The sequence below is a fragment of the Enterobacter cloacae complex sp. 2024EL-00711 genome (genome assembly GCF_047529885.1).
Lineage (GTDB): Bacteria > Pseudomonadota > Gammaproteobacteria > Enterobacterales > Enterobacteriaceae > Enterobacter > Enterobacter ludwigii.
Map to the genome: position 1 here is coordinate 14,999 of NZ_JBLIZC010000002.1, position 22,277 is coordinate 37,275.

The 22,277-nt window shown below is 54.0% G+C and carries 21 protein-coding genes and 1 tRNA gene; 13 read left to right on the forward strand and 9 right to left on the reverse strand.

Annotated features, from left to right (window positions below):
- Positions 1 to 9 precede the first annotated feature (9 nt).
- Positions 10 to 1,707: a sensor histidine kinase gene (locus ACMVME_RS06490; protein WP_025203510.1), complete on the reverse strand. Its 1,698-nt coding sequence runs from the start codon at positions 1,705 to 1,707 to the stop codon at positions 10 to 12.
- Positions 1,708 to 2,093: 386 nt separating this feature from the next.
- Here ACMVME_RS06490 and alaC point away from each other — a divergent pair, with 386 nt between their 5' ends.
- Entirely contained in the window at positions 2,094 to 3,332 is a 1,239-nt protein-coding gene (alaC, locus tag ACMVME_RS06495; RefSeq protein ID WP_014171059.1) for an alanine transaminase, read from the forward strand.
- A gap of 52 nt (positions 3,333 to 3,384) precedes the next feature.
- Here alaC and ypdK read toward each other — a convergent pair whose 3' ends face one another.
- The 3 genes from ypdK to ACMVME_RS06510 all read right to left on the reverse strand — a co-directional run bounded on the left by ypdK (position 3,385) and on the right by ACMVME_RS06510 (position 5,491).
- The gene (gene ypdK, locus ACMVME_RS06500) at positions 3,385 to 3,456 is read right to left on the reverse strand and encodes a membrane protein YpdK (protein WP_099458937.1); all 72 of its coding nucleotides are present in this window, start codon (positions 3,454 to 3,456) and stop codon (positions 3,385 to 3,387) included.
- 354 nt (positions 3,457 to 3,810) lie between these two features.
- Positions 3,811 to 4,731, reverse strand: a complete 921-nt coding sequence (gene lpxP, locus ACMVME_RS06505) for a kdo(2)-lipid IV(A) palmitoleoyltransferase (RefSeq protein WP_025203512.1) — start codon at positions 4,729 to 4,731, stop codon at positions 3,811 to 3,813.
- Positions 4,732 to 5,014: 283 nt separating this feature from the next.
- A complete protein-coding gene (locus ACMVME_RS06510) occupies positions 5,015 to 5,491 on the reverse strand; it encodes a WbuC family cupin fold metalloprotein (RefSeq protein WP_068794844.1) in 477 nt (158 codons plus the stop codon).
- Positions 5,492 to 5,664: 173 nt separating this feature from the next.
- Between ACMVME_RS06510 and ACMVME_RS06515 the strand changes: the two genes are divergently transcribed.
- Positions 5,665 to 6,339 (forward strand): helix-turn-helix domain-containing protein, encoded by a 675-nt coding sequence (locus ACMVME_RS06515; protein WP_074439234.1) that lies wholly within the window; start codon positions 5,665 to 5,667, stop codon positions 6,337 to 6,339.
- On the opposite strand, the gene ACMVME_RS06520 is transcribed toward ACMVME_RS06515, so the two are convergent.
- Together ACMVME_RS06520 and ACMVME_RS06525 are read right to left on the reverse strand one after the other, a co-directional pair.
- Positions 6,299 to 6,373: transfer RNA gene (locus tag ACMVME_RS06520), tRNA-Arg, on the reverse strand. The genes ACMVME_RS06515 and ACMVME_RS06520 overlap by 41 nt on opposite strands.
- Positions 6,374 to 6,448: 75 nt before the next feature.
- Complete coding sequence (locus tag ACMVME_RS06525) at positions 6,449 to 7,378, reverse strand: formate/nitrite transporter family protein (RefSeq protein ID WP_068794843.1); 930 nt, start codon at positions 7,376 to 7,378, stop codon at positions 6,449 to 6,451.
- Between the two features lie 315 nt (positions 7,379 to 7,693).
- Here ACMVME_RS06525 and mlaA point away from each other — a divergent pair, with 315 nt between their 5' ends.
- On the forward strand, positions 7,694 to 8,446 hold the full coding sequence (gene mlaA / locus ACMVME_RS06530) for a phospholipid-binding lipoprotein MlaA (RefSeq protein ID WP_020883108.1): 753 nt from the start codon (positions 7,694 to 7,696) through the stop codon (positions 8,444 to 8,446).
- 44 nt (positions 8,447 to 8,490) lie between these two features.
- On the opposite strand, the gene fadL is transcribed toward mlaA, so the two are convergent.
- Complete coding sequence (fadL, locus tag ACMVME_RS06535; protein ID WP_020883109.1) at positions 8,491 to 9,819, reverse strand: long-chain fatty acid transporter FadL; 1,329 nt, start codon at positions 9,817 to 9,819, stop codon at positions 8,491 to 8,493.
- Between the two features lie 372 nt (positions 9,820 to 10,191).
- Here fadL and ACMVME_RS06540 point away from each other — a divergent pair, with 372 nt between their 5' ends.
- The 4 genes from ACMVME_RS06540 to sixA all read left to right on the forward strand — a co-directional run bounded on the left by ACMVME_RS06540 (position 10,192) and on the right by sixA (position 14,868).
- Positions 10,192 to 10,476, forward strand: a complete 285-nt coding sequence (locus ACMVME_RS06540) for a YfcZ/YiiS family protein (RefSeq protein ID WP_014171053.1) — start codon at positions 10,192 to 10,194, stop codon at positions 10,474 to 10,476.
- A 239-nt stretch (positions 10,477 to 10,715) separates the two neighbouring features.
- Positions 10,716 to 12,026, forward strand: coding sequence for an acetyl-CoA C-acyltransferase FadI (gene fadI / locus ACMVME_RS06545; protein WP_032678623.1), 1,311 nt, complete (start codon positions 10,716 to 10,718; stop codon positions 12,024 to 12,026).
- Complete coding sequence (fadJ, locus tag ACMVME_RS06550; RefSeq protein WP_020883111.1) at positions 12,026 to 14,173, forward strand: fatty acid oxidation complex subunit alpha FadJ; 2,148 nt, start codon at positions 12,026 to 12,028, stop codon at positions 14,171 to 14,173. The genes fadI and fadJ overlap by 1 nt, the downstream gene beginning before the upstream one ends.
- A 209-nt stretch (positions 14,174 to 14,382) precedes the next feature.
- The gene (gene sixA, locus ACMVME_RS06555) at positions 14,383 to 14,868 is read left to right on the forward strand and encodes a phosphohistidine phosphatase SixA (RefSeq protein ID WP_014171048.1); all 486 of its coding nucleotides are present in this window, start codon (positions 14,383 to 14,385) and stop codon (positions 14,866 to 14,868) included.
- 48 nt (positions 14,869 to 14,916) lie between these two features.
- Here the strand turns inward: sixA and smrB are convergent, their stop codons facing one another.
- Positions 14,917 to 15,468, reverse strand: a complete 552-nt coding sequence (gene smrB, locus ACMVME_RS06560) for an endonuclease SmrB (protein WP_014171047.1) — start codon at positions 15,466 to 15,468, stop codon at positions 14,917 to 14,919.
- Between the two features lie 145 nt (positions 15,469 to 15,613).
- On the opposite strand from smrB, the gene prmB reads away from it, so the two are divergent.
- The 6 genes from prmB to ACMVME_RS06590 are packed head-to-tail and all read left to right on the forward strand — an operon-like array spanning position 15,614 to position 20,165.
- Positions 15,614 to 16,546 carry a 50S ribosomal protein L3 N(5)-glutamine methyltransferase gene (gene prmB, locus ACMVME_RS06565; RefSeq protein ID WP_014171046.1) on the forward strand — a complete coding sequence of 311 codons (933 nt, stop codon included), beginning with the start codon at positions 15,614 to 15,616 and terminating at the stop codon, positions 16,544 to 16,546.
- A 60-nt stretch (positions 16,547 to 16,606) separates the two neighbouring features.
- Entirely contained in the window at positions 16,607 to 17,692 is a 1,086-nt protein-coding gene (gene aroC / locus ACMVME_RS06570; protein ID WP_025203566.1) for a chorismate synthase, read from the forward strand.
- Positions 17,693 to 17,694: 2 nt separating this feature from the next.
- Entirely contained in the window at positions 17,695 to 18,519 is an 825-nt protein-coding gene (gene mepA, locus ACMVME_RS06575) for a penicillin-insensitive murein endopeptidase (RefSeq protein WP_014171044.1), read from the forward strand.
- Positions 18,519 to 19,328, forward strand: coding sequence for a sulfite exporter TauE/SafE family protein (locus tag ACMVME_RS06580; RefSeq protein WP_014171043.1), 810 nt, complete (start codon positions 18,519 to 18,521; stop codon positions 19,326 to 19,328). Before mepA ends, ACMVME_RS06580 begins: the two co-directional genes overlap by 1 nt.
- The gene (locus ACMVME_RS06585) at positions 19,328 to 19,873 is read left to right on the forward strand and encodes an elongation factor P hydroxylase (protein WP_020883114.1); all 546 of its coding nucleotides are present in this window, start codon (positions 19,328 to 19,330) and stop codon (positions 19,871 to 19,873) included. The genes ACMVME_RS06580 and ACMVME_RS06585 overlap by 1 nt, the downstream gene beginning before the upstream one ends.
- A 13-nt stretch (positions 19,874 to 19,886) precedes the next feature.
- Positions 19,887 to 20,165 (forward strand): YfcL family protein, encoded by a 279-nt coding sequence (locus ACMVME_RS06590; RefSeq protein WP_020883115.1) that lies wholly within the window; start codon positions 19,887 to 19,889, stop codon positions 20,163 to 20,165.
- Between the two features lie 50 nt (positions 20,166 to 20,215).
- Here ACMVME_RS06590 and mnmC read toward each other — a convergent pair whose 3' ends face one another.
- Positions 20,216 to 22,213, reverse strand: coding sequence for a bifunctional tRNA (5-methylaminomethyl-2-thiouridine)(34)-methyltransferase MnmD/FAD-dependent 5-carboxymethylaminomethyl-2-thiouridine(34) oxidoreductase MnmC (gene mnmC, locus ACMVME_RS06595; protein WP_068794842.1), 1,998 nt, complete (start codon positions 22,211 to 22,213; stop codon positions 20,216 to 20,218).
- Positions 22,214 to 22,277: the final 64 nt, after the last annotated feature.

Genomic DNA, 22,277 nt, shown 5'->3' on the forward strand with positions numbered 1-22,277 from the left:
TACTCCGGCCTATGGCAACAGTGATGTCGCCGCATGAACGGGGGAGCGTTCATTCGGGACGTAAAAAGCAATTTCGGTGCCGGGTTCGAGACGGTGAATGTGCAGTCCGTCGCCGAACAACAGCTTGACCCGATGGTGCACGTTCAGCAGTCCAATTTTATTGCCCGGCATTTCGTTAGACTCCACGCGCTCAATGACTTTTGGATCAATACCGTGGCCGGTATCGCGCACGGCAATGCGCACGCGGTTACCGCTTTCGGTTACGCTGATGGTGACCACGCCTTTACCTTTACACGGCTGAATGCCGTGAACAATCGCGTTTTCCACCAGCGGCTGGATCAGCAGGCTTGGGATCACACAGTTGACCTCTTCATCGATATCGTAAATCACCGTGAGCTTGTCACCAAAACGGGCCTGCTCAATCGCGATATAGTCCTTGATCTGATACAGCTCTTTTTTGATGTCGATCTGCTCATCATCGTTCAGTTCAATGTTGTAGCGCAGGTAGCGCGACAGATTGAATATAAGCTGACGCGCGGTGTCCGGATTCATCCGGATGGAGGACGAGATGGCGTTCAGCGCGTTAAACAGAAAATGAGGATTGATTTTGCTCTGAAGCGCGCGCAGTTCTGCCTTATTTGCCATCTCGCGCAGCTGTTCTGCACGGGAAACTTCCAGCTGGGTAGAGATAATTTGCGACAGGCCGATGGCCATCTCCTGAAGCGTGGAGGTGATCTGGTGCGCGTGGCAGTAGTAGATTTTTAGTGTGCCCGTTACCACGCCTTTTTCCCACAGCGGAATCACCAGCATGGAGTGGATTTCCGGCGTTCGGTGAGCTTCATCATTGTTCTTAATGATGATTTTACCGTAGTTGATCGCCTGTCGGGTGGTGGGGCTAATGGTATCGTCATTATCGCGGTAATTGTGTTCCCCGACGCCGACGTAAGCCAGTACGTGGTCGTTATTGGTAATGGCGACCGCATCGGCATGAATATCGCGGCGGATTATATCGCAGACCTGACGTAACGACTCCGCGTTCACATGGCGGAAGAGTGGCAGCGTTTTGTTGGCGATATCCAGCGCCAGCTTCGCCTGACGCGCGGCACTGGCCTCTTTTTCTCCCTCAACGCTTTGTACCAGCAGCACGATAAAACCGATGCAGACGCTGCCGAGGATCATGGGAATACCGATTTTCGAAACGATATCCAGCCCCAGTGCGATAGTGGGGGCCCACACCACCACCAGGATCATGGTCAGCGTTTCGCACACCATGCCGGCGATGATCCCGGCGCGCCAGCGCTGCTTTTTTGGGATCTTGCGGTTAATCCATCCTGACAGTACCCCGGCGATAATACTGGTAATAAAACAGGGAATTGCCGTCACGCCACCGATATCAATCAGGTAACGGTGCGTACCGGCAATCAGTCCGGTGATGACGCCGACCCACGGACCAAACAAAATCCCGCCGGACATGACGGCAATGATACGCACGTTAACCAGCGATCCCTCGACCGGCACGCCTGACCAGGTGCTGAACAACGCGAACAGCGAGAAGATCGCGGTGACGGCCAGCAGCTCTTTTGGCGAGTGCGCAGACTTGTGCAAAAGCTCGCGGAACAGGCGAATGCGGATGAGGAAAAACAGGCAAATCAGCATTAATGCCGCACGGTCAAAAACCGCCAGCAGCATATTGAATATTTCGTGCACGAGTAGACCAGGGAAAACGGGAAAGAACCATGATAAAAAACCTGGCGCGTATTGACCAGCTATCCGTCAGGTTTATCAAATGGGGAAAAACCCTGTTTTGCAAAGGGGATTATCAGGAGAGGGCTGAAGTTTCCCGATTTTTTTGTGATAACGTATGAGCAGGTAACGGTTTTGATATCATCGTGTTACACAACAGATATCAGAAAGAGGCTGTCACTTCGGACGCTTCCGCTTTTCAATGCAGCAGGGTTCCGATTTTAGCGCGCACTCTTTTTTTTTATTTCCCTCTCGACAGCATGATTTTTTTCAGGTTATTTTCTAAACATGCCACATCGGTGGCAGCGTCGCTCGGACGGTCCGGGCGCTAACGTTAATCTGAGGAATCTATGGCTGAATTCAGTCCTGAACGCCGTTTTACGCGTATCGATCGTCTCCCCCCTTATGTATTCAACATCACTGCTGAACTGAAAATGGCTGCGCGTCGGCGCGGCGAAGACATTATTGATTTCAGCATGGGTAACCCTGACGGCCCAACACCGCCGCATATTGTTGAGAAGTTATGTACGGTTGCTCAGCGTCCGGATACGCACGGCTACTCCACCTCTCGCGGTATTCCTCGATTACGTCGTGCAATTTCTCGCTGGTATCAGGATCGCTACCAGGTCGATATCGACCCTGAAAGCGAGGCGATTGTCACCATCGGCTCAAAAGAGGGTCTGGCGCACCTGATGCTGGCGACTCTGGATCATGGTGATACCGTACTGGTGCCCAATCCGAGCTACCCGATTCACATCTATGGCGCAGTGATTGCCGGAGCGCAGGTTCGCTCCGTACCACTGGTGGAAGGGGTCGATTTCTTTAACGAACTGGAACGTGCGATTCGCGAAAGCTATCCGAAACCTAAGATGATGATCCTCGGTTTTCCGTCGAACCCGACGGCGCAGTGCGTAGAGCTCGATTTCTTTGAAAAAGTGGTCGCCCTGGCTAAACGTTACGACGTGCTGGTGGTGCATGATTTAGCCTATGCCGATATTGTCTATGACGGCTGGAAAGCCCCTTCGATTATGCAGGTTCCTGGCGCACGCGATGTGGCGGTTGAGTTCTTTACGCTGTCGAAAAGCTACAACATGGCTGGCTGGCGCATCGGCTTTATGGTGGGCAACAAGACGCTGGTGAATGCCCTGGCGCGCATCAAGAGTTATCACGACTACGGTACCTTTACCCCGCTTCAGGTCGCGGCTATTGCAGCACTTGAAGGCGATCAGCAGTGTGTGCATGAGATTGCTGCGCAGTATAAGCGTCGCCGTGATGTGCTGGTCAAAGGGTTGCATGAAGCGGGCTGGATGGTGGACATGCCGAAAGCGTCCATGTACGTCTGGGCTAAAATTCCGGAGCCGTATGCGGCAATGGGATCGCTGGAGTTTGCCAAAAAGTTGCTGCAGGATGCGAAGGTATGTGTCTCGCCGGGCATTGGCTTTGGTGATTATGGCGACACCCATGTGCGATTCGCTCTGATTGAAAACAGTGACCGCATCCGCCAGGCGGTGAGGGGCATCAAGAGTATGTTCCGCGCCGACGGACTTCTCTCATCGAAAAGCGTCACCGAACCTCACGCGTCATCATGACATAAAAAAACAGGAGCCATCGGCTCCTGTTTTTTTGACTGCATGTTCTTCACTAGATCATCAGGGCAAACGTTCCGGCCCAGACTAAAACAATCACCGAAATGCCCATAAAGAAATATTTCACGTTTCATCGCTCCGCGTATCTTGTGGTACGCATTTAAAAACAGAGTCCACCTGATTATAGAGAGCTGAAGTTGGCTTATAGCGGAAATAAGATTTTTCCCGTAATACCGCCGACTCCCGCTCAGAATTCTGTGCTTTCCTGTTGCCAGACGGCGCTAATGTACGCCTAAAAATGGGGGGTGACAAGAGGGATTTTTTTAAATAATTTCCGTCACTTACGGGTGTCGTGGAACGGCGACAGTTTGATTTCAGAACGCAATAAATTCACTTTGAGCGACGCAAAGAAAGACAGTACACAGCGTGATTACAGGTCATTGAAAAGGTTAGTTTCTTAACGAAACTAACCTTCTGGAATTTAGATATACAGCGAGGCTTCGCCAAGAGGGCGTGTTTTGAAACGGCGATGCATCCAGAGATATTGCTCAGGCGCACGCATGATTTCCATTTCGATAACTTTATTGATGAACGTAGCGGCTTCGCCTTCGTTTTCCGGATAGTTAGCCATCTCAGGGGAGATATGCAGGCGATAGCCTGATTTATCCGCTTTTCTGACCATCGTGACGGTCAACATGGATGCACCGGAAAGACGTGAAATCACAAAGGTACCATTGGTCGTGGCGACATCTTTCACCGCAAAGAACGGAGCGAAGCTACTGCCTTTACGCCCATAATCCTGGTCCGGTGCGAACCAGACGGCCTCACCTTTTTTCAGTGCGCCAACCATGCCGCGCAGGTTGTTACGGCTGATCATCGCCTTATTCGAGCGCATACGACCACGTGTCTGCACCCATTCCATCACGGCGCTGTTGTGCGGACGGTAGGTTGCCATCATCGGCTGGCAAAGCCCCATGACGCGCCCCCCCAGTTCCAGAGACATAAAGTGAACGCCAACCACCATCACGCCGCGGTTTTGCAACTGGGCACGTTTCAGGTTATCCAGGCCTTCCACATCAAACCATTTACGAACACGTTCATCAGACCAGAACCATGCCATACCGGTTTCAAGCAGAGCCATGCCGATAGATTTAAAGTTTTCAGCAATCAGTTTTTCGCGCTGTTCCGCATTGTACTGTGGAAAGCAAAGTTCGAGATTTTTACGCGCAATAGACTCACGACGTTTAAGGAAGTGGCGCGATGCGCTGCCAAGCCTGGAGCCCAGAATGCGGATTACGGGATAAGGAAGCTGAACCAGTAACCAGAGCACGCCAAGACCAAACCATGTGAACCAGTAACGCGGGTGCAGGAACGCGCGTTTGAATTTGGATTGTGACAAAATAATGGGAACCTATATAAAGTCGGTGAAAGTCACGCATTGCGTAACCACGTACCTGTTAGACCGTAGTACAAGGTCATGGTTGCAGGCTTTACCGATCTTTACGGCGTTGCCTGGCCATTGCTGACGTTGGGTGGGCGGTATAATGTAGCACCCTTTATACGGTATGTGCTATTACTCGTTCTTGATTAAAAAAGCGGCAATTCGAAAGGTCTTTGATTTTTCTGTTTTTATAAACCAGAACAGATGCGCGACGGCATCTGTTTGGATATTTTGAAAGCAGTCGTTATGCTTTCCAGGCCGCATCGCCAGGCTGTACGTGTTTATACCATGCCATCAGCGCGGCTGTACCGGCCTCTCCTTCGGCGGGGGCCCAGGTAACGAAATCCTCATCAGCCACCGGTTGATAGCCACCGTGTTTAACTTCAAAAATAACGCCGCCGTGATCCAGTGACAGCACGGCATGCCAGGTTCCCGCCTCCATCTCCAGCGCCATACACGCTTCACCTAATACGACGCGACGGGTGACGACGCCCTGGTCGTCAAAATTCAGCACGACAAAACGCCCGCGAAGGGGAAGTAACAGCTCAAAGGTATGCGGATGACGATGAGGGCGAACATAGGTGCCTGGTTCCATCGCGATGGCCAGCCGCTGAACCGGGTCGCTCAGTTCAGGATGAAAGTTACGATGTGCGCGTAAACGCGGGGCGTTAGCCGCCGCTTCACTTTGTTGCTTCAAATCGGAGAGCGTGATTTGTTTCATGATGGTTGCCTAAAGAGAAGAGGGCCTGTGGAGTAAAGCAGTGGAATTGTAATATGGAATAACATAACCCGTATAAATGAGGGTTCAATCACTGCACATCACCTCTGGAGCATAATAACCTGTGCTGCTAAATTCTCTTTAGCGGCTAAAACGTGACTGACAGGGAAAAGCGGGTGACAGAGCAAATCGATTATCAGATTGAAAAATACAGATTTACCGAGGCGAATGAACCTCCGCGTCTTACCCGTCAGTGGGCCGACGTTTTAAGCGAGTGCAAGGCGATCCAGGCCGGGGCCGAGGCGCGTCTGCGTATTGCCCTGACCAATGTCGATTACGTTACCAGCTTTGAGCTGCCTTTCCGCCTGCTGCTCGTGCGGACACCTCAGTTAATTGCCGGGTTGCGTGATGAACTGCAGCTCAGCCAGAAGAATGTCATTTTTAACGGGAAGCGGTTTGGCTGTGTCTGGAGCGTGAAGTCCGATTTGAGCGGTGTACCTGACGTTTTTCAATATCATCTGTCCACACGTATACGGCGAACGGAAGCGACACAATTGACCGCGGAACCTTTTCTGCAGATAGCCAAAGAAATTAAGCCCCCCACGGAACGTCTGAAGCGCGCTCTGTTAAGTGGTCTGGAGGTAACCGCACTCGATGCGCTGTTCTGGTTTGGGATCCAGCGGATTGCTGCTGAGGTGTCGCGTCTGAGAAAGGCCGGAATGAGAATTATCACTGCGGAAAAACAGGTATTTGATAATCTTACCGGAACCACTCGCCTTGTTCCGATGTATCGGCGCGCCGATGAGAGCATGGTGTCCCCTGCAGGAATCGAACCTGCAACTAGCCCTTAGGAGGGGCTCGTTATATCCATTTAACTAAGGGGACAAGGCGGCACGAGTATAGCCTCATTTACACTTTGCGTTAAGCTCATCGCCGCCTGACTGCTCAAAGAGTCACCATTCAGGTCGATTTTTTTGCAGATTTATCATCGTTTTCCCGCGCTTTCTGTTCGGCCTTGCGTTTATTAGACATGTCGTTACGGATTTGCGCATGGCTTAACAGTGCGAAGATAAACGTTCCGCCGCAGATATTGCCTGCCAGCGTCGGCAGGGCGAACGGCCAGAAAAAATCGCTCCAGTGAAGCGTACCATTAAAGACCAGATAGAGGATTTCAACAGTTCCGACCACGATGTGCGTGGTGTCAGCCAGCGCTATCAGCCAGGTCATTAATACGATCACGACAATTTTGGCACTGCCCGCGGAAGGAAACATCCACACCATGGTCGCGATTATCCAGCCGGAGATGATGGCATTCGAGAACATTTCGAACGGCGTGTTTTTCATTACGTCCATACCGATTTTCACGAAGGCATCCCGGGTGGGCTCATCGAATATCGGCATATATTCAAATGCCCATGCCGCCACGCCTGTACCGATGATATTCCCCAGCAGCACCACGCTCCATAAACGCATCAGTAAACCGAAATTACCGAGGGTAGGGTTTTGCATCACCGGGAGAACGGCGGTAACGGTGTTTTCAGTAAACAGCTGCTGGCGCGCCATAATGACAATCACAAAGCCAAAGGTGTAGCCGAGATTTTCAAGTAAAAACCCACCGGGTACCCCTTCCAGTTGCACATGGAATATGCCCTTGGCGAGGAGTGAGGCGCCCATCGACAAGCCTGCCGCGATGGCCGACCAAAACAGAGCCATGGCATCACGCTCCATCTCTTTTTCGCCATCCTGTCGGATATGTTCATGGATCGCCATCGCACGGGAAGGAAGGCGATCTTCATTGATTTCTATCTCCTCACCGCGCTCTTTTTCCTCGCTTTCAATTTCAATTTCCTCATTACTCTCGCCAATTTTTTTTTCGCCCACTTCTTTCATAGCCACTCCAACACGATGATCTTTCTATAAAGCGTAGCGGCTTTTAATGAAATGCCCGTGGGGATGCTCTTAAATTGGCGGCAATGGCAACAAAGGCGATACATCTCATTAAAAGACATTATAAAATTGCCAGCGAAACGAATTCCAAAAGCCAGGCTATGCTGAGATCAGAGTGACGGTGGTTACTGCCCGTAATTGTGCTCGTAGACATCGGTAAACGTGCTGTTACAATCACTTGCACGTTTACAGGCGGAGCAACCCATGCTCCGTTACGGATGGCAATCAACGATAGCCATACTGAACAGGGAGATATTTATGAAACTTCGGCTGTCGGCGCTTGCGCTGGGCGCGACGATGCTTGTGGGCTGCGCCAGCTCTGGAGAGCAAACGGGACGCTCCGATCCTCTCGAAGGATTTAACCGCTCAATGTACAGCTTCAACTACAACGTGCTGGACCCGTATGTGGTTCGCCCGGTGGCAGTTGCATGGCGTGATTATGTTCCACAACCTGCGCGTAACGGGTTGAGTAACTTCACCAGTAACCTGGAAGAACCTGCGGTGATGGTGAACTACTTCCTGCAGGGCGATCCGTATCAGGGTATGGTGCACTTTACCCGCTTCTTCCTGAACTCATTGCTGGGGATGGGGGGCTTCATCGATGTTGCCGGTATGGCGAACCCGAAACTTCAGCGTGAGCAGCCGCACCGTTTCGGCAGTACGATGGGGCATTATGGCGTGGGTTATGGTCCGTATGTTCATCTGCCATTCTACGGCAGTTTCACGGTACGTGATGACGGCGGCGACATGGTGGATACGCTGTATCCGGTTCTGTCGTGGCTGACCTGGCCGCTGTCGGTAGGGAAATGGACGGTGGAAGGGATCGAGACGCGTGCGCAACTGCTTGATTCGGACGGTCTGCTGCGTCAGTCTTCTGACCCGTATATTATGGTCCGCGAAGCTTACTTCCAGAATCACGACTTTATTGCCAATGGCGGCAAGCTGAAGCCGGAAGAGAATCCGAACGCGAAAGCAATCGAGAACGAATTAAAAGATATCGACTCGGAATAAAGAAAAAAGGTGAGCCATGCTCACCTTTTTTAATCCCTGCGCGATTAGAACGCGTAGTTGAAGTTCATGCCATACAGCCAGGCTTTACCTTCAGAAGAGAACTCATACGGCCCCTCCTTAAAGTTAACTTTTTGACCGTGCATGTAAGAGATGCCCGCATCGATAGAAGCATCTTTATTGAAGGCATAGGTTGCACCTGCGCTCAGCCAGAAGCGGTCCTGGTCCGGAATGGAGATGGAACGCTTGTCAGCCGGTACCGGACTATCATCGAAGGCAATACCGGTACGGAATGTCCAGTTGTCATCCATATAGTAGGTGGTACCCAGCGCGATACGGTAGGCATCACGGAAGCTTTCATCTTTATAGAAGAGCGTGTCACCATTGCTGTTGGTCGCTTTCAGCTCCTGGAACTGGCTCCAGCTGGTGTAGGTCAGGCTATAGTGAACCGCCCACTGCGGCGCCACTTTGTTATAACCCGACAGTTCCCACATTTCTGGCAAGTGCAGGCTCAGAGAACCGCCAGTGGTACGGCCGTCGGTGCCCATTGGCAGGCCGAAGCTACCCAGAATCTGGTTATAGGCTGAAGGCAGGCTGCTCTTATAATCGCCATCGAAGTCAATTTTCACTTCGGAACGGTAGGTTAAACCGTAGCGGTTATTTTTATCGATTTCATAAAGGATACCGGCGTTCCAGCCGAAGCCCCATTCGTCACCCTTAAGGTAAGCAATTTGGGTATCTGCCGGAATACCTGCAACCTGCTGTGCCAGACCCGGAATTGGTGGCAGAGCGCCTGAGCCAGCAACGACTTTACCCAGGTCACCCGCGTAGCGCTCGATCTTCGCTTTAGCATAAACCGCATCAAAGCCGACGCCGAAGCTCCAGTGGTTGTCCAGACGGTAAGCACCGCTCAGGTTCAGGTTCAGGGTTTCAAGGTCGGTTTTACCGCCATACGCCCCTGCGGCGTAGTTATTATTAAACTCGGTAGCCAGACCGTAGTTAGACGTCACGGAAGCGCCCCAGCCGAACTGGTCATTAATTGGCGCAACGAAGTGGAGGTTTGGCACCCAGGCTGTTGGCGCGATGTTATCTGCCTTCAGGCTGGCGCCTGTTGGCGAGCGGCCCGAGATATCAACACCCGGATCAACAAAGATTGCACCAGCAGAGAAGGTCGGACGATCAAACATCATGATCAGTGCAGGGTTACGACTCGCGTTACCCGCATCATCAGCAATTGCGCCTTCCCCGGAATACGCACGGCCAAGGCCAGAGGAAGAAAATTCGTTTAACTGAAAGCCCGCGGACCAGGCGGACGTAGAGACGATTGCCACTGCGACTGCCAGCGCAGTCTTTTTGAACAGGGTTTTCTGGCTCATGACCATAACCTCATTGAGTTATTTTTATTCAATAATTGTTACATACCGTAACAGGAGCGCGAAGTGTAGGGTCTGAGGTATGACATACAAATCAGACCAGTGGCGAGAGTATAGGTCTGACCAGCCAGAATGTTGCAAGTTTGTTTATTAATATTTTCAAACATGTTTCTTGAAACGAGATCTGGTTGGCAAAATTGTGACCATTGCGAATCGTCTGAAAGGGTGATTTTTGTTCTAGATCATTTTTTAGTGTGATATTGGTCACTTATCCGCTTTTGCGCCATTAACGGCTGGAGAGAGCCAGCCCCGGGGCGTAAAATAGCAGCATCGTGTTTATCTCGCGCCTTGCGCGAATACAGAGGAAATTGAGCTATGAGTAAATGCAGTGCTGATGAAACCCCGGTTTGCTGCTGTATGGATGTTGGTACCATCATGGACAACTCCGATTGCACCGCCTCTTACAGCCGTGTATTCAGCAACCGCGCCGAAGCGGAAGAAACCCTGGCCGCGCTGAGCAAACGTGCACGTGAGGTCGAATCCGATCCGTGCGAAATCAAATCCACCTTTACTGACGTGGACGGCGGTGTGAAGCTGGATATCGACTTTGTGTTCGCCTGCGAGGCGGAAACGCTGATTTTCCAGCTGGGTCTGCGCTAACCTCAACGGCGTAATGCCCTCATCCTGGCCCCTCTCTCACAGTAGAGGGTGCACACTAAAACGGTAACCTTCGGGTTACCGTTTTGCTTTCATTTTCGCAGAGGCATTTTCTTTTTCTTCTCTGTGCCTTAGCTCGCACTTTTTCGTTTCCCTGATTGGCTGAATGTAAAAAAATGGTTAAGACTGTTATCAGGTCAGACCACTTTATGTTTGAGTAAAAAATTTTACAGGGGAAGGTTATGAGTCAGGCGTTACCGCTTATTACCCGTCAGGGCGATCGCATTGCCATTGTCAGTGGATTACGTACGCCATTTGCACGTCAGGCGACAGCGTTTCATGGCATACCGGCTGTCGATCTGGGGAAAATGGTGGTGGGGGAGATGCTGGCTCGCAGCGAAATTCCGCCTGAGGTCATCGAGCAGCTGGTTTTTGGCCAGGTTGTGCAGATGCCTGAAGCACCCAATATTGCGCGCGAAATCGTCCTCGGTACGGGGATGAACGTCCACACTGATGCTTACAGCGTCAGCCGGGCATGTGCTACCAGTTTCCAGGCGGTGGCTAACGTGGCTGAAAGCCTGATGGCAGGTACCATTCGCGCTGGGATCGCCGGCGGGGCGGACTCCTCTTCGGTTCTGCCGATTGGGGTCAGTAAAAAGCTGGCCCGGATCCTGGTTGACGCCAACAAAGCCCGTACCGTCGGTCAGAAACTCAAACTTTTCTCACGCTTACGCCTGCGTGACCTTATGCCTGTACCGCCCGCAGTGGCGGAGTATTCCACCGGTCTGAGAATGGGCGATACCGCCGAGCAGATGGCAAAAACTTACGGGATCACCCGTGAGCAGCAGGATGCGCTGGCTCATCGCTCACATCAGCTGGCGGCGAAAGCCTGGTCGGAAGGCAAACTGGCTGATGAAGTCATGACGGCGTACATCCCGCCATACCGTGAACCGCTCTCAGAAGATAACAATATTCGCGGCAGCTCGACGATGGCGGATTACGCCAGGCTCCGTCCGGCATTTGACCGCAAACACGGTACCGTCACGGCTGCCAACAGTACTCCGCTGACGGACGGTGCCGCCGCAGTGATCCTGATGACGGAATCCCGTGCCAAAGAGCTGGGCATAAAACCGCTGGGCTACCTGCGCAGCTACGCCTTCACAGCGATAGATGTGTGGCAGGACATGTTGTTAGGGCCGGCGTGGTCCACACCGCTGGCGCTGGAACGCGCGGGACTGACCCTCGCGGATTTAACCCTCATTGATATGCACGAAGCCTTTGCTGCACAAACCCTGGCAAACATACAACTGCTGGCGAGTGAACGTTTCGCGCGCGATGTCCTTGGCCGAGCCCATGCCACTGGCGAAGTGGATCAGAGCAAATTTAATGTCCTGGGTGGCTCCATCGCCTACGGTCATCCATTTGCGGCGACGGGAGCGAGGATGATCACCCAGACATTACATGAGTTACGCCGCCGGGGCGGTGGTTTTGGTCTCGTAACTGCCTGCGCAGCGGGTGGTCTGGGCGCGGCAATGGTTCTGGAGGCTGAATAATGGATATGCCATCTGCATTTAATCTGACGGTACGCCTCGATAACGTCGCCGTTATTACTATCGATGTTCCCAACGAGAAGATGAACACCCTGAAAGCCGAGTTCGGCGTTCAGGTGCGCGCGATGCTAAAGCAGATCCGCGAGAACAAAGCGATTCGCGGCCTGGTGTTTATCTCAGCGAAACCGGACAACTTTATTGCCGGAGCCGATATCAACATGATTGCCAGGGCGCAAAACGCTCAGGAAGCCGAAGAGCTGGCGCGTCAGGGGCAACAGGTCATGGCGGAGATCCATGCGCTGTCTATCCCGGTCATCGCGGCGATCCACGGTGCCTGTCTGGGCGGTGGGCTGGAGCTGGCGTTGGCCTGTCACAGCCGCATTTGTACCGACGATGCGAAAACCGTTCTGGGCCTGCCTGAAGTACAGTTAGGCCTCCTGCCAGGCTCCGGCGGGACGCAGCGTCTGCCGCGTCTGGTTGGGGTCAGCACTGCGCTGGAAATGATATTAACCGGCAAACAACTGCGTGCCCGTCAGGCGCTGAAAGCCGGCCTGGTCGACGAGGTGGTTCCTCACGCCATTTTGCTTGAGGCGGCGGTTGAACTGGCGCTCAAAGGACGGCAGGCAAAACGTCCTCTGCCGGTGCGTGAGCGCGTGCTGGCCGGGCCACTGGGCCGCACACTCCTGTTCAGCATGGCGGGCAAGAAAACCGAACAAAAAACCAAAGGTAACTACCCGGCGGCGAAACGTATCCTTGAGGTTATTGAAGTGGGGTTATCTCAGGGCAGCAGCAGCGGCTATGCCGCAGAAGCAAAAGCCTTTGGCGAGCTGGCGATGACGCCGCAGTCTCAGGCGCTGCGTAACATCTTTTTTGCCAGTACAGAGGTAAAAAAAGACCCCGGCAGCGAGGCGCAACCTGCACCGCTGCATGCCATTGGCGTACTGGGTGGTGGGCTGATGGGGGGCGGAATATCTTTTGTTACCGCCAGCAAAGGCAAATTGCCTGTACGTATCAAAGACATCAATGCGAAAGGAATCAATCACGCGCTGCAGTACAGCTGGCAGAACCTTGATCAAAAGGTTAAACGCCGCCATATCAAGGCCAATGAGCGTGATAAAACCCTGGCACTGATCTCCGGCACGACAGATTACAGCGGTTTTGCCCATCGCGATCTGGTGATTGAAGCGGTGTTTGAAGACCTGGCGCTTAAGCAGCAGATGGTGGCTGACGTTGAGCAACATTGCGCACCCCATACCATTTTTGCGTCGAACACCTCGTCATTGCCCATTGGCGATATTGCGGCCAGAGCCCAGCGTCCGGAGCAGGTGATTGGCCTGCACTATTTCAGTCCGGTTGAAAAAATGCCGCTGGTGGAGGTTATCCCACACGCCAGTACCAGCCCGCAAACCGTTGCTACCGTGGTTAAACTGGCCAAAATGCAGGGTAAGACACCGATAGTGGTGGCGGACAAAGCCGGCTTTTACGTTAACCGCATTCTGGCGCCTTATATAAATGAAGCGATGCGGCTGCTGACGGAAGGGGAGAAGATCGAACACGTCGACGAGGCGCTGGTGAAGTTTGGGTTCCCCGTTGGCCCAATCCAACTTTTGGATGAGGTGGGAATCGACACCGGCACTAAAATTATACCTGTGCTGGAAGATGCTTATGGAGATCGTTTTAGCCCGCCTGCAAACATTGTTTCTGCAATTTTGAAGGACGATCGCAAAGGCAGAAAAAATGAACGCGGTTTCTATCTTTACGGCGCGAAAGGGCGTAAAAGCAAGAAACAGGTCGACCCTTCGGTTTATGGGCTTATTCCGACAACCGGTCAGGGAAAACTGTCACCCGTTCAGTGTGCTGAACGGTGTGTGATGATGATGCTTAATGAAGCGGCACGCTGCTTTGGTGAGCAGGTGATTAAAAGCGCGCGCGATGGTGACATCGGTGCGGTATTTGGCATTGGTTTCCCGCCGTTCCTCGGCGGCCCGTTCCGTTACATGGACACTCTCGGTGCGGGTGAAGTGGTTGCAATCCTGCAACGTCTGGCCTCGCAATACGGTCCGCGGTTTACACCGTGTGACGAATTATTGCAGATGGCGGAACGGGGCCAGACATTTTGGCCTTCAAGGGAAACTGTCCTCGTAAGTTGAGGTCAAAAAAGGGTAAATCCTGAAGTGTATGAACCTGTTTTGGCGATTTTGTAAACAGAGATTGACTATACTTACGCCATTGAGGTAAAAAACAGCGTTTCATTCACCGAATGGATCAGGCACAATGCCCGACCATCGGGTTTTCTACCTCGGAGCGGTAATCGCGGGTAGTCAACGCCGGTGATTCTGGTTAACAAAAGCGGTGCAATATGCAAGTTTTTATCATGCGTCACGGCGACGCGGCACTCGATGCCGCCAGTGACTCAGTACGTCCTTTGACCGTCTGTGGCTGCGACGAATCTCGTCTGATGGCGACCTGGCTTAAAGGTCAAAAAGTGGACATCGAACGCGTTCTGGTGAGTCCGTTCCTGCGTGCAGAACAGACGCTGGAAGTGGTGGGGGAGTGTATGAACCTGCCAGCCAGTGTGGATGTTCTCCCGGAACTCACCCCGTGCGGTGATGTCGGCCTTGTCAGCGCTTATCTTCAGGCGCTGTGCAATGAAGGTGTCGCTTCCGCGCTGGTCATTTCCCACCTGCCACTGGTTGGCTATCTGGTATCTGAGCTGTGCCCGGGCGAGACGCCGCCGATGTTCACGACTTCCGCCATTGCCAACGTCGCTCTCGACGAAACGGGCAAAGGGGTCTTCAACTGGCAAATGAGTCCGTGCAATCTGAAGATGGCAAAAGCTATCTGATGTGACGTGCGATATGGCGGGGAGCAGAACATGCCTCCCGCCGTCCTGTCAGGGTAATTCTGGCGGCTGCCACTCTTCTACTTCAATCAACACCAGTAATGCGGCATCTCCGCCGTACTCTTTGGGTGCCTGATGAAACGCCATCACGTGGGGATGCTGAGCCAGCCACAGGGGTGTTTGTTGCTTCAGGATATGTTTGCCGTGGCCATGCATCACGCAGGCGCAGAAAACATGTTCGCGACGACAGGCGGCAATTAACGCGCCCAGCTCCTGCTTCGCCTGCATCTGCGTCAAACCGTGCAGATCAAGAAACAGTTCGGGCGAGTAATCCCCCCGGCGTAATTTTTTCAGCTCAAAGTGGCTGACATCTTCCCGTACGTACTTCACCGCGCCCTGCGTATTGAGCAGCGGCTGAAATTCATCTGAAAAATAGTGGCTATTATCCGCCTGCTCCTGGAGCAATCGCTTGACCGGGACTTCCGTGATTTTTTTGCGCATCGGACGGTGGACAATGATGTCCTGCTTGATTTGACGCGTCCCGGTCATCAGCTGACGGAAGAGCGCCTGATCCTCCTCGCTAAGGGATGTTTTCTTTTTCATGGGTCATTCTCATCTCGTATTTCCGACAGTGTACCCGACTAAACGCATTTTTTAACCTCAAGCGCGACGCGTCATTGCTGATTTATCGCCGTCTTCATGGCAAACTAGCCGCCGAAAATTATGCGAGCATGCCCTGGAGGAAAGAGTGGATAAAATTTTTGTCGATGAAGCAGTAAACGAGCTGCATACCATACAGGACATGTTGCGCTGGTCGGTTAGCCGCTTCAGCGCCGCCAATATCTGGTACGGGCACGGTACCGATAACCCGTGGGATGAGGCCGTTCAGCTGGTGCTGCCGTCCCTCTACCTGCCGCTCGATATTCCGGAAGACATGCGTACCGCACGCCTGACCTCCAGCGAAAAGCACCGTATCGTGGAGCGTGTTATCCGCCGCGTTAACGAGCGCATTCCAGTTGCCTATCTGACCAACAAAGCCTGGTTCTGTGGTCACGAGTTCTATGTTGATGAACGCGTTCTGGTGCCGCGCTCGCCGATTGGCGAACTGATCAACAACCACTTTGAAGGCCTGATTAACCATCAGCCAGAGCATATCCTTGATATGTGTACCGGCAGCGGCTGTATCGCGATTGCCTGTGCGTACGCCTTCCCGGAAGCGGAAGTGGATGCCGTGGATATCTCCACCGATGCGCTGGCTGTGACCGAGCACAATATTGAAGAGCACGGTCTGATCCATCACGTTACGCCAATCCGCTCCGATCTGTTCCGCGATCTGCCAACGCTGCAGTACGATCTGATCGTCACCAACCCGCCGTATGTAGATGCGGAAGACATGTCCGATCTGCCAAACGAATATCGCCACGAGCCGGAGCTGGGTCTGGCGTCAGGCTCTGATGGCCTGAAGCTTACCCGTCGTATTCTGGCCTGCGCGCCGGATTATCTGACCGACGACGGTGTTCTGATTTGTGAAGTGGGCAACAGCATGGTACATCTGATAGAGCAGTACCCGGATGTGCCGTTCACCTGGCTTGAGTTCGATAACGGCGGTGACGGCGTCTTTATGCTGACCAAAGCGCAACTGCTTGACGCGCGCGAATACTTCAGCATTTACAAAGATTAATCCAGCGGGCTTCGGCCCGTTTCACAACGCTCAAACACAAATAACGACATCGGAGCCGTGATGGCAGGAAACAGTATTGGACAATTATTCCGGGTGACCACCTTTGGTGAATCGCACGGGCTGGCACTGGGCTGTATCGTTGACGGCGTACCGCCAGGCATCGAACTGACCGAAGCTGATTTACAGCACGACCTCGACCGTCGTCGTCCGGGGACTTCTCGCTACACCACGCAGCGTCGCGAGCCGGACCAGGTCAAAATTCTTTCCGGCGTTTTCGAAGGCCGCACCACCGGCACCAGCATCGGGTTGCTGATTGAAAATACCGATCAGCGTTCGCAGGATTACGGCGCCATCAAAGATGTGTTCCGTCCCGGACACGCCGATTACACCTACGAACAAAAGTATGGCTTCCGTGATTATCGCGGCGGCGGACGTTCGTCTGCCCGTGAAACCGCGATGCGCGTTGCGGCAGGGGCTATCGCCAAAAAATACCTGCAGCAGAAATTTGGCATTGTGATCCGCGGCTGTCTGACCCAGATGGGCGATATTCCACTGGCTATCAAAGACTGGGATTTGGTCGAGCAAAATCCGTTCTTCTGTGCCGATGCAGATAAGCTGGAAGCGCTGGACGAACTGATGCGTGGCCTGAAAAAAGAGGGCGACTCCATTGGTGCCAAAGTCACCGTCGTGGCTGATGGCGTACCGCCAGGCTGGGGTGAACCGGTATTTGACCGTCTGGATGCGGACATCGCTCACGCGCTGATGAGCATCAACGCGGTGAAGGGCGTAGAAATTGGCGACGGTTTTGACGTCGTTGCGCTGCGCGGCAGCCAGAACCGCGACGAAATCACCAAAGACGGTTTCCAGAGCAACCACGCGGGCGGCATCCTCGGCGGTATCAGCAGTGGTCAGCAGATTATTGCCAATATTGCGCTGAAACCGACCTCCAGCATTACCGTGCCAGGCCACACGATTAACCGCTCTGGCGAAGAAGTTGAGATGATCACTAAAGGACGTCACGATCCCTGTGTGGGGATCCGTGCGGTGCCGATCGCAGAAGCGATGCTGGCGATCGTACTGATGGATCACTTCCTGCGCCAGCGCGCGCAGAATGCGGATGTGACGACCACCATTCCACGCTGGTAAACATGAAAAAAACCGTCATTGCTCTGCTGGCACTGCTTGCCAGTGGAGCCAGTCTGGCCGCGACGCCATGGCAGAAAATTACCCATCCTGTGGCGGGCAGCGCGCAGTCAATTGGCGCGTTCTCGAACGGCTGTATCGTTGGGGCACAGGAACTTCCGCTGCAGTCCGATACCTATCAGGTGATGCGTACCGACCAGCGTCGTTATTTTGGCCATCCGGACCTGGTGCTGTTTATCCAGCGTCTGGGAAACCAGGTGCATAACCTGGGGCTGGGCACGATGCTGATTGGCGATATGGGGATGCCTGCCGGCGGTCGGTTCAACGGCGGACACGCCAGTCACCAGACCGGTCTCGATGTCGATATCTTCCTGCAACTGCCGAAAGCGCGCTGGAGTTCAGCCCAGTTGCTGAAACCGCAGGCGCTGGATCTGGTGGCGCGCGACGGTAAAAACGTCGTGCCATCGTTGTGGACGCAGGACGTCTTCAGCATGATTAAGCTGGCGGCGAAAGATAACGATGTCACGCGGATTTTCGTGAACCCGGCCATCAAGCAGCAGCTCTGCCTGGATGCCGGCACCGATCGCGACTGGCTGCGTAAAGTGCGTCCGTGGTTCCAGCATCGTGCACATATGCACGTTCGTCTGCGCTGCCCGGCAAACAGCCTGGAATGTGAAGATCAGCCGTTACCCCCGCCAGGCGATGGCTGTGGTGCGGAACTGCAGAGCTGGTTTGAGCCGGCAAAACCTGGAACCTCTAAGCCTGAGAAGAAGACACCGCCTCCGTTGCCGCCTTCCTGCCAGGCGCTACTGGATGAGCATGTACTTTAATGGATAATTTCGTCGAACTGTTTATGGTGTCGCCGCTTCTGCTGGTGGTGCTTTTCTTTGTGGCGATGCTGGCCGGGTTTATTGATGCTCTGGCGGGCGGCGGTGGTTTGTTAACCGTACCGGCGCTGCTGGCCGCGGGCATGAGCCCGGCACAGGCGCTCGCCACTAACAAGCTTCAGGCGTGCGGCGGCTCGCTCTCCGCGTCGCTCTATTTTATTCGCCGTAAGGTCGTCAGTCTGGCTGACCAGAAGCTCAATATTCTGATGACCTTTATTGGCTCGACCTCGGGTGCACTGCTGGTTCAGCATGTACAGTCCGATATTCTGCGCCAGATCCTCCCCATTCTGGTTATCTGCATCGGTCTCTACTTTTTGTTGATGCCAAAGCTCGGGGAAGAAGACCGGCAGCGACGTCTGCATGGCCTGCCGTTCGCTCTTATCGCGGGTGGCTGCGTCGGGTTTTACGATGGCTTCTTTGGCCCCGGAGCAGGCTCGTTCTATGCCCTTGCGTTCGTGACGCTGGCCGGCTTTAACCTCGCTAAATCCACCGCCCACGCCAAAGTGCTCAATGCGACGTCAAACGTCGGCGGCCTGCTGCTGTTTATCATTGGTGGAAAAGTTATCTGGGCAACCGGGTTTGTGATGATGGCAGGGCAGTTTTTAGGCGCACGTGCGGGCTCGCGTCTGGTATTAAGCAAAGGACAGAAGCTCATTCGCCCGATGATTGTTGTCGTCTCAGCGGTCATGAGTGCCAAACTGCTTTATGACAGCCATGGACAAGAGATCCTCACCTGGCTGGGAATGAATTAATGAACACAACGCATAAATACGAACAGCTGATTGAGATTTTTGATGGCTGTTTTGCTGATGATTTTAATACCCGTCTGATTAAAGGCGACGACGAACCGATCTATCTTCCTGCTGATGCGGACGTGCCGTATAACCGTATCGTGTTCGCGCACGGCTTTTACGCCAGCGGGTTACACGAGATTTCGCACTGGTGTATAGCGGGGAAAGCGCGTCGTGAGCAGGTGGACTTCGGCTACTGGTATTGTCCGGACGGCCGTGACGCCGCCACGCAGAGCCAGTTTGAAGATGTGGAGGTGAAACCGCAGGCGCTGGAATGGTTATTCTGTGTGGCGGCAGGTTTCCCGTTCAACGTCAGTTGTGACAACCTCGAAGGAGAGGTCGAGCCAGACCGTATTGTCTTCCAGCGCCGCGTTCATGCGCAGGTGATGGAGTACCTTGAGAAAGGCATCCCGGAACGTCCGGCACGTCTGATCGAGGCCTTACAGAATTATTACCACACGCCGGAGATCACGGCGGAATGCTTCCCTTGGCCGGAAGATCTTTAACAGAGGAAAGAAGATGATCGCAGAATTTGAATCACGCATTCTGGCGTTAATTGATGACATGGTGGAACACGCCAGTGATGATGAGCTGTTCGCCAGCGGTTATCTGCGTGGTCACCTGACGCTGGCTGTCGCTGAGCTGGAAGCAGGGGACGATCACTCTGCCGAGGCCATTCATGACGAAGTGAGCCGCAGCCTGGAGAAAGCGATCCAGGCAGGGGAACTCTCTCCGCGTGACCAGTCATTAGTGCTGGGTATGTGGGACACCCTGTTCCAGCAGGCAAAAGCCAGGTAGTCATTTTTCCTCCCTCTCCCGGTGGGAGAGGGAGGACATCGGCCCGCACGTTACTTCACCCTTTTTCCTTTCAGTAACTTCCGTACCCACAAACGGTTGGGATTGAGCCCCGCAAGCGTAACGCTGTCCAGCGGAACGGGCTCATCACTCATCTGTGCCGCCAGCACTTCGGCCAGCAACGGCGCTGAGCATAATCCCCGTGAACCGAGTCCCCCGAGCATAAACAGCTGCGGATAAACTGGCGCACTCACCGCGGTATCACGGTTTTCAGCAAGATCCTGATAGGCCTCAAGCGTTGCTTCATAGTCAGGCACATTTCCCGCCATCGGCAGATGGTCCCGGGTGGCACAGCGTACGCCACAGCGCGCGTCACCGGCGCTGATATCCACCTCTTTTGCCCAGTCGGCCTGCGGGAAGCAGTTGAGCAGGCGCTGGCGATTTTGCTGCTGATCGTCTTCGCTGTAGCGCATGTCGGTCTCACCGCGATGGTAGCTGGCACCAATGCAGTGGTGGCCGTTGGACGGATTTTGTGGCGTCAGATAGCCGTCGTAGCAGAGTACCTGCTGCAGTCTTTCCAGCGCTGGCGAGGTGGGGATATGGCTGACCTGGCCGCCGACAGGGTAAAGCGGCAGCTTTTCCGTCTGGATGAACTGGCTGATAGGGTGACCGTTGGCCAGCACTACGCAGGTATGCTGCGCCTCTTCGCCGGTGGTGAAATGCAGGTTCCAGTGCTCCGTGTGGTGAAGTGAGGCGACCTGGCGGGCATAGTGCACCGTCAACCCGCGCGACTGCGCCAGCGCAATGGCTGCCGTGGTCAGATCTGCCGGACACAGCCAGCCACCGAGCGGATAGTGGATACCGTCGCAGCCCGTATCGACGCCCGCGGTTTCGGTTATCTGCTGCGCATTCACCGCCCGGGCAATTTCGAGCGGCAGACCCAGCGACAACATGTGCGCGATTTTTTGCTGGCTCTTCTCATCCCAGCCCAGTTGCGTAACGCCACACCAGTCGTGGTCAAACGCCACAGGCAGGGCATCATACAGGCGCCGGGCAAAGGTAAAGGCTGCCGGGAAAAACTGGCTCAGCGCCGGATCGTGAGCGCTTAACAGTGGGTAGAGCGCCCCCTGGCGGTTGCCGGAAGCGCCCTTTGCCGGCGCGTCGTCGGCGCAGTAGAGCGTTACCTGCCAGCCACGGTGTAAAAGCGCGAGCGAAAGCAGGGCGCTGGCAATCCCGCCGCCGACAATTGCTACCTCTCGTGAAGTGCTGGCGCTGCGTGAAAACCAGGGCGTCTGAGCGGGGATCTCCAGCGTCTGATCCATTCTTCCGACCAGCATGTCGCGCTTGCGACCAAAACCTTTGGTCTTTTGCATGGTAAAGCCGGCCTCCTGCAATCCGCGGCGGACAAAGCCTGCCGAGGTGAAGGTCGCGAGCGTTGCGCCAGGACGCGCCAGGCGTGCCATTGCGTTAAACAGATGCTGGCTCCACATGTCCGGATTCTTGGCGGGGGCAAAACCATCAAGGAACCATGCGTCCACTTTCTGATTCATTGAATCATCAAGCTTATCGGTCAGTTCATTGATGTCGCCGAGCCACAGATCCAGCGTGACGCGCCCGCCGTCCAGCAGCAGACGATGACAGCCGCCGAGGTGCGGCGGCCACTGCGCCTGAAGCTGCTCCGCCCATGGCGCAAGTTCCGGCCAGTGCTGATGGGCGAGACGAAGGTCATGCGCGGTGAGCGGAAATTTTTCAAAACTGATGAAATGTAATCTTTGCAGTGTAGCGTCAGGGTGAGCAGCGTGAAACTGATCGAACATCTGCCAGAGGGTGAGAAAATTCAGACCGGTACCAAACCCGCTCTCAGCGACCACGAACAGACTGCGCGGATGCGTGGGGAAACGGGCGTTTAACTGGTTTCCGTCAAGGAAAACATAGCGGGTTTCTTCCAGTCCGTTATCATTAGAAAAGTAGACGTCATCAAAATCTCGGGAAACAGGTGTACCCTCAGCGTTGAATTCGAGGTTGGCGGGTTGTATAGCGTTTTGTTTCACGTAAGTTACTCGTCTGACAGGCAGTGACACGATCTTAACGATGTGCGTCCATCGGTGCAAATTT

Excerpts from the sequence above, each read along its gene's own strand:
- alaC (WP_014171059.1), top strand. The coding sequence starts at position 2,094 with ATGGCTGAATTCAGTCCTGAACGCCGTTTTACGCGTATCGATCGTCTC.
- ACMVME_RS06510 (WP_068794844.1), bottom strand. The coding sequence starts at position 5,491 with ATGAAACAAATCACGCTCTCCGATTTGAAGCAACAAAGTGAAGCGGCG.
- ACMVME_RS06525 (WP_068794843.1), bottom strand. The coding sequence starts at position 7,378 with ATGAAAGAAGTGGGCGAAAAAAAAATTGGCGAGAGTAATGAGGAAATT.
- mlaA (WP_020883108.1), top strand. The coding sequence starts at position 7,694 with ATGAAACTTCGGCTGTCGGCGCTTGCGCTGGGCGCGACGATGCTTGTG.
- fadL (WP_020883109.1), bottom strand. The coding sequence starts at position 9,819 with ATGAGCCAGAAAACCCTGTTCAAAAAGACTGCGCTGGCAGTCGCAGTG.
- ACMVME_RS06540 (WP_014171053.1), top strand. The coding sequence starts at position 10,192 with ATGAGTAAATGCAGTGCTGATGAAACCCCGGTTTGCTGCTGTATGGAT.
- fadI (WP_032678623.1), top strand. The coding sequence starts at position 10,716 with ATGAGTCAGGCGTTACCGCTTATTACCCGTCAGGGCGATCGCATTGCC.
- fadJ (WP_020883111.1), top strand. The coding sequence starts at position 12,026 with ATGGATATGCCATCTGCATTTAATCTGACGGTACGCCTCGATAACGTC.
- sixA (WP_014171048.1), top strand. The coding sequence starts at position 14,383 with ATGCAAGTTTTTATCATGCGTCACGGCGACGCGGCACTCGATGCCGCC.
- smrB (WP_014171047.1), bottom strand. The coding sequence starts at position 15,468 with ATGAAAAAGAAAACATCCCTTAGCGAGGAGGATCAGGCGCTCTTCCGT.
- aroC (WP_025203566.1), top strand. The coding sequence starts at position 16,607 with ATGGCAGGAAACAGTATTGGACAATTATTCCGGGTGACCACCTTTGGT.
- mepA (WP_014171044.1), top strand. The coding sequence starts at position 17,695 with ATGAAAAAAACCGTCATTGCTCTGCTGGCACTGCTTGCCAGTGGAGCC.
- ACMVME_RS06580 (WP_014171043.1), top strand. The coding sequence starts at position 18,519 with ATGGATAATTTCGTCGAACTGTTTATGGTGTCGCCGCTTCTGCTGGTG.
- ACMVME_RS06585 (WP_020883114.1), top strand. The coding sequence starts at position 19,328 with ATGAACACAACGCATAAATACGAACAGCTGATTGAGATTTTTGATGGC.
- ACMVME_RS06590 (WP_020883115.1), top strand. The coding sequence starts at position 19,887 with ATGATCGCAGAATTTGAATCACGCATTCTGGCGTTAATTGATGACATG.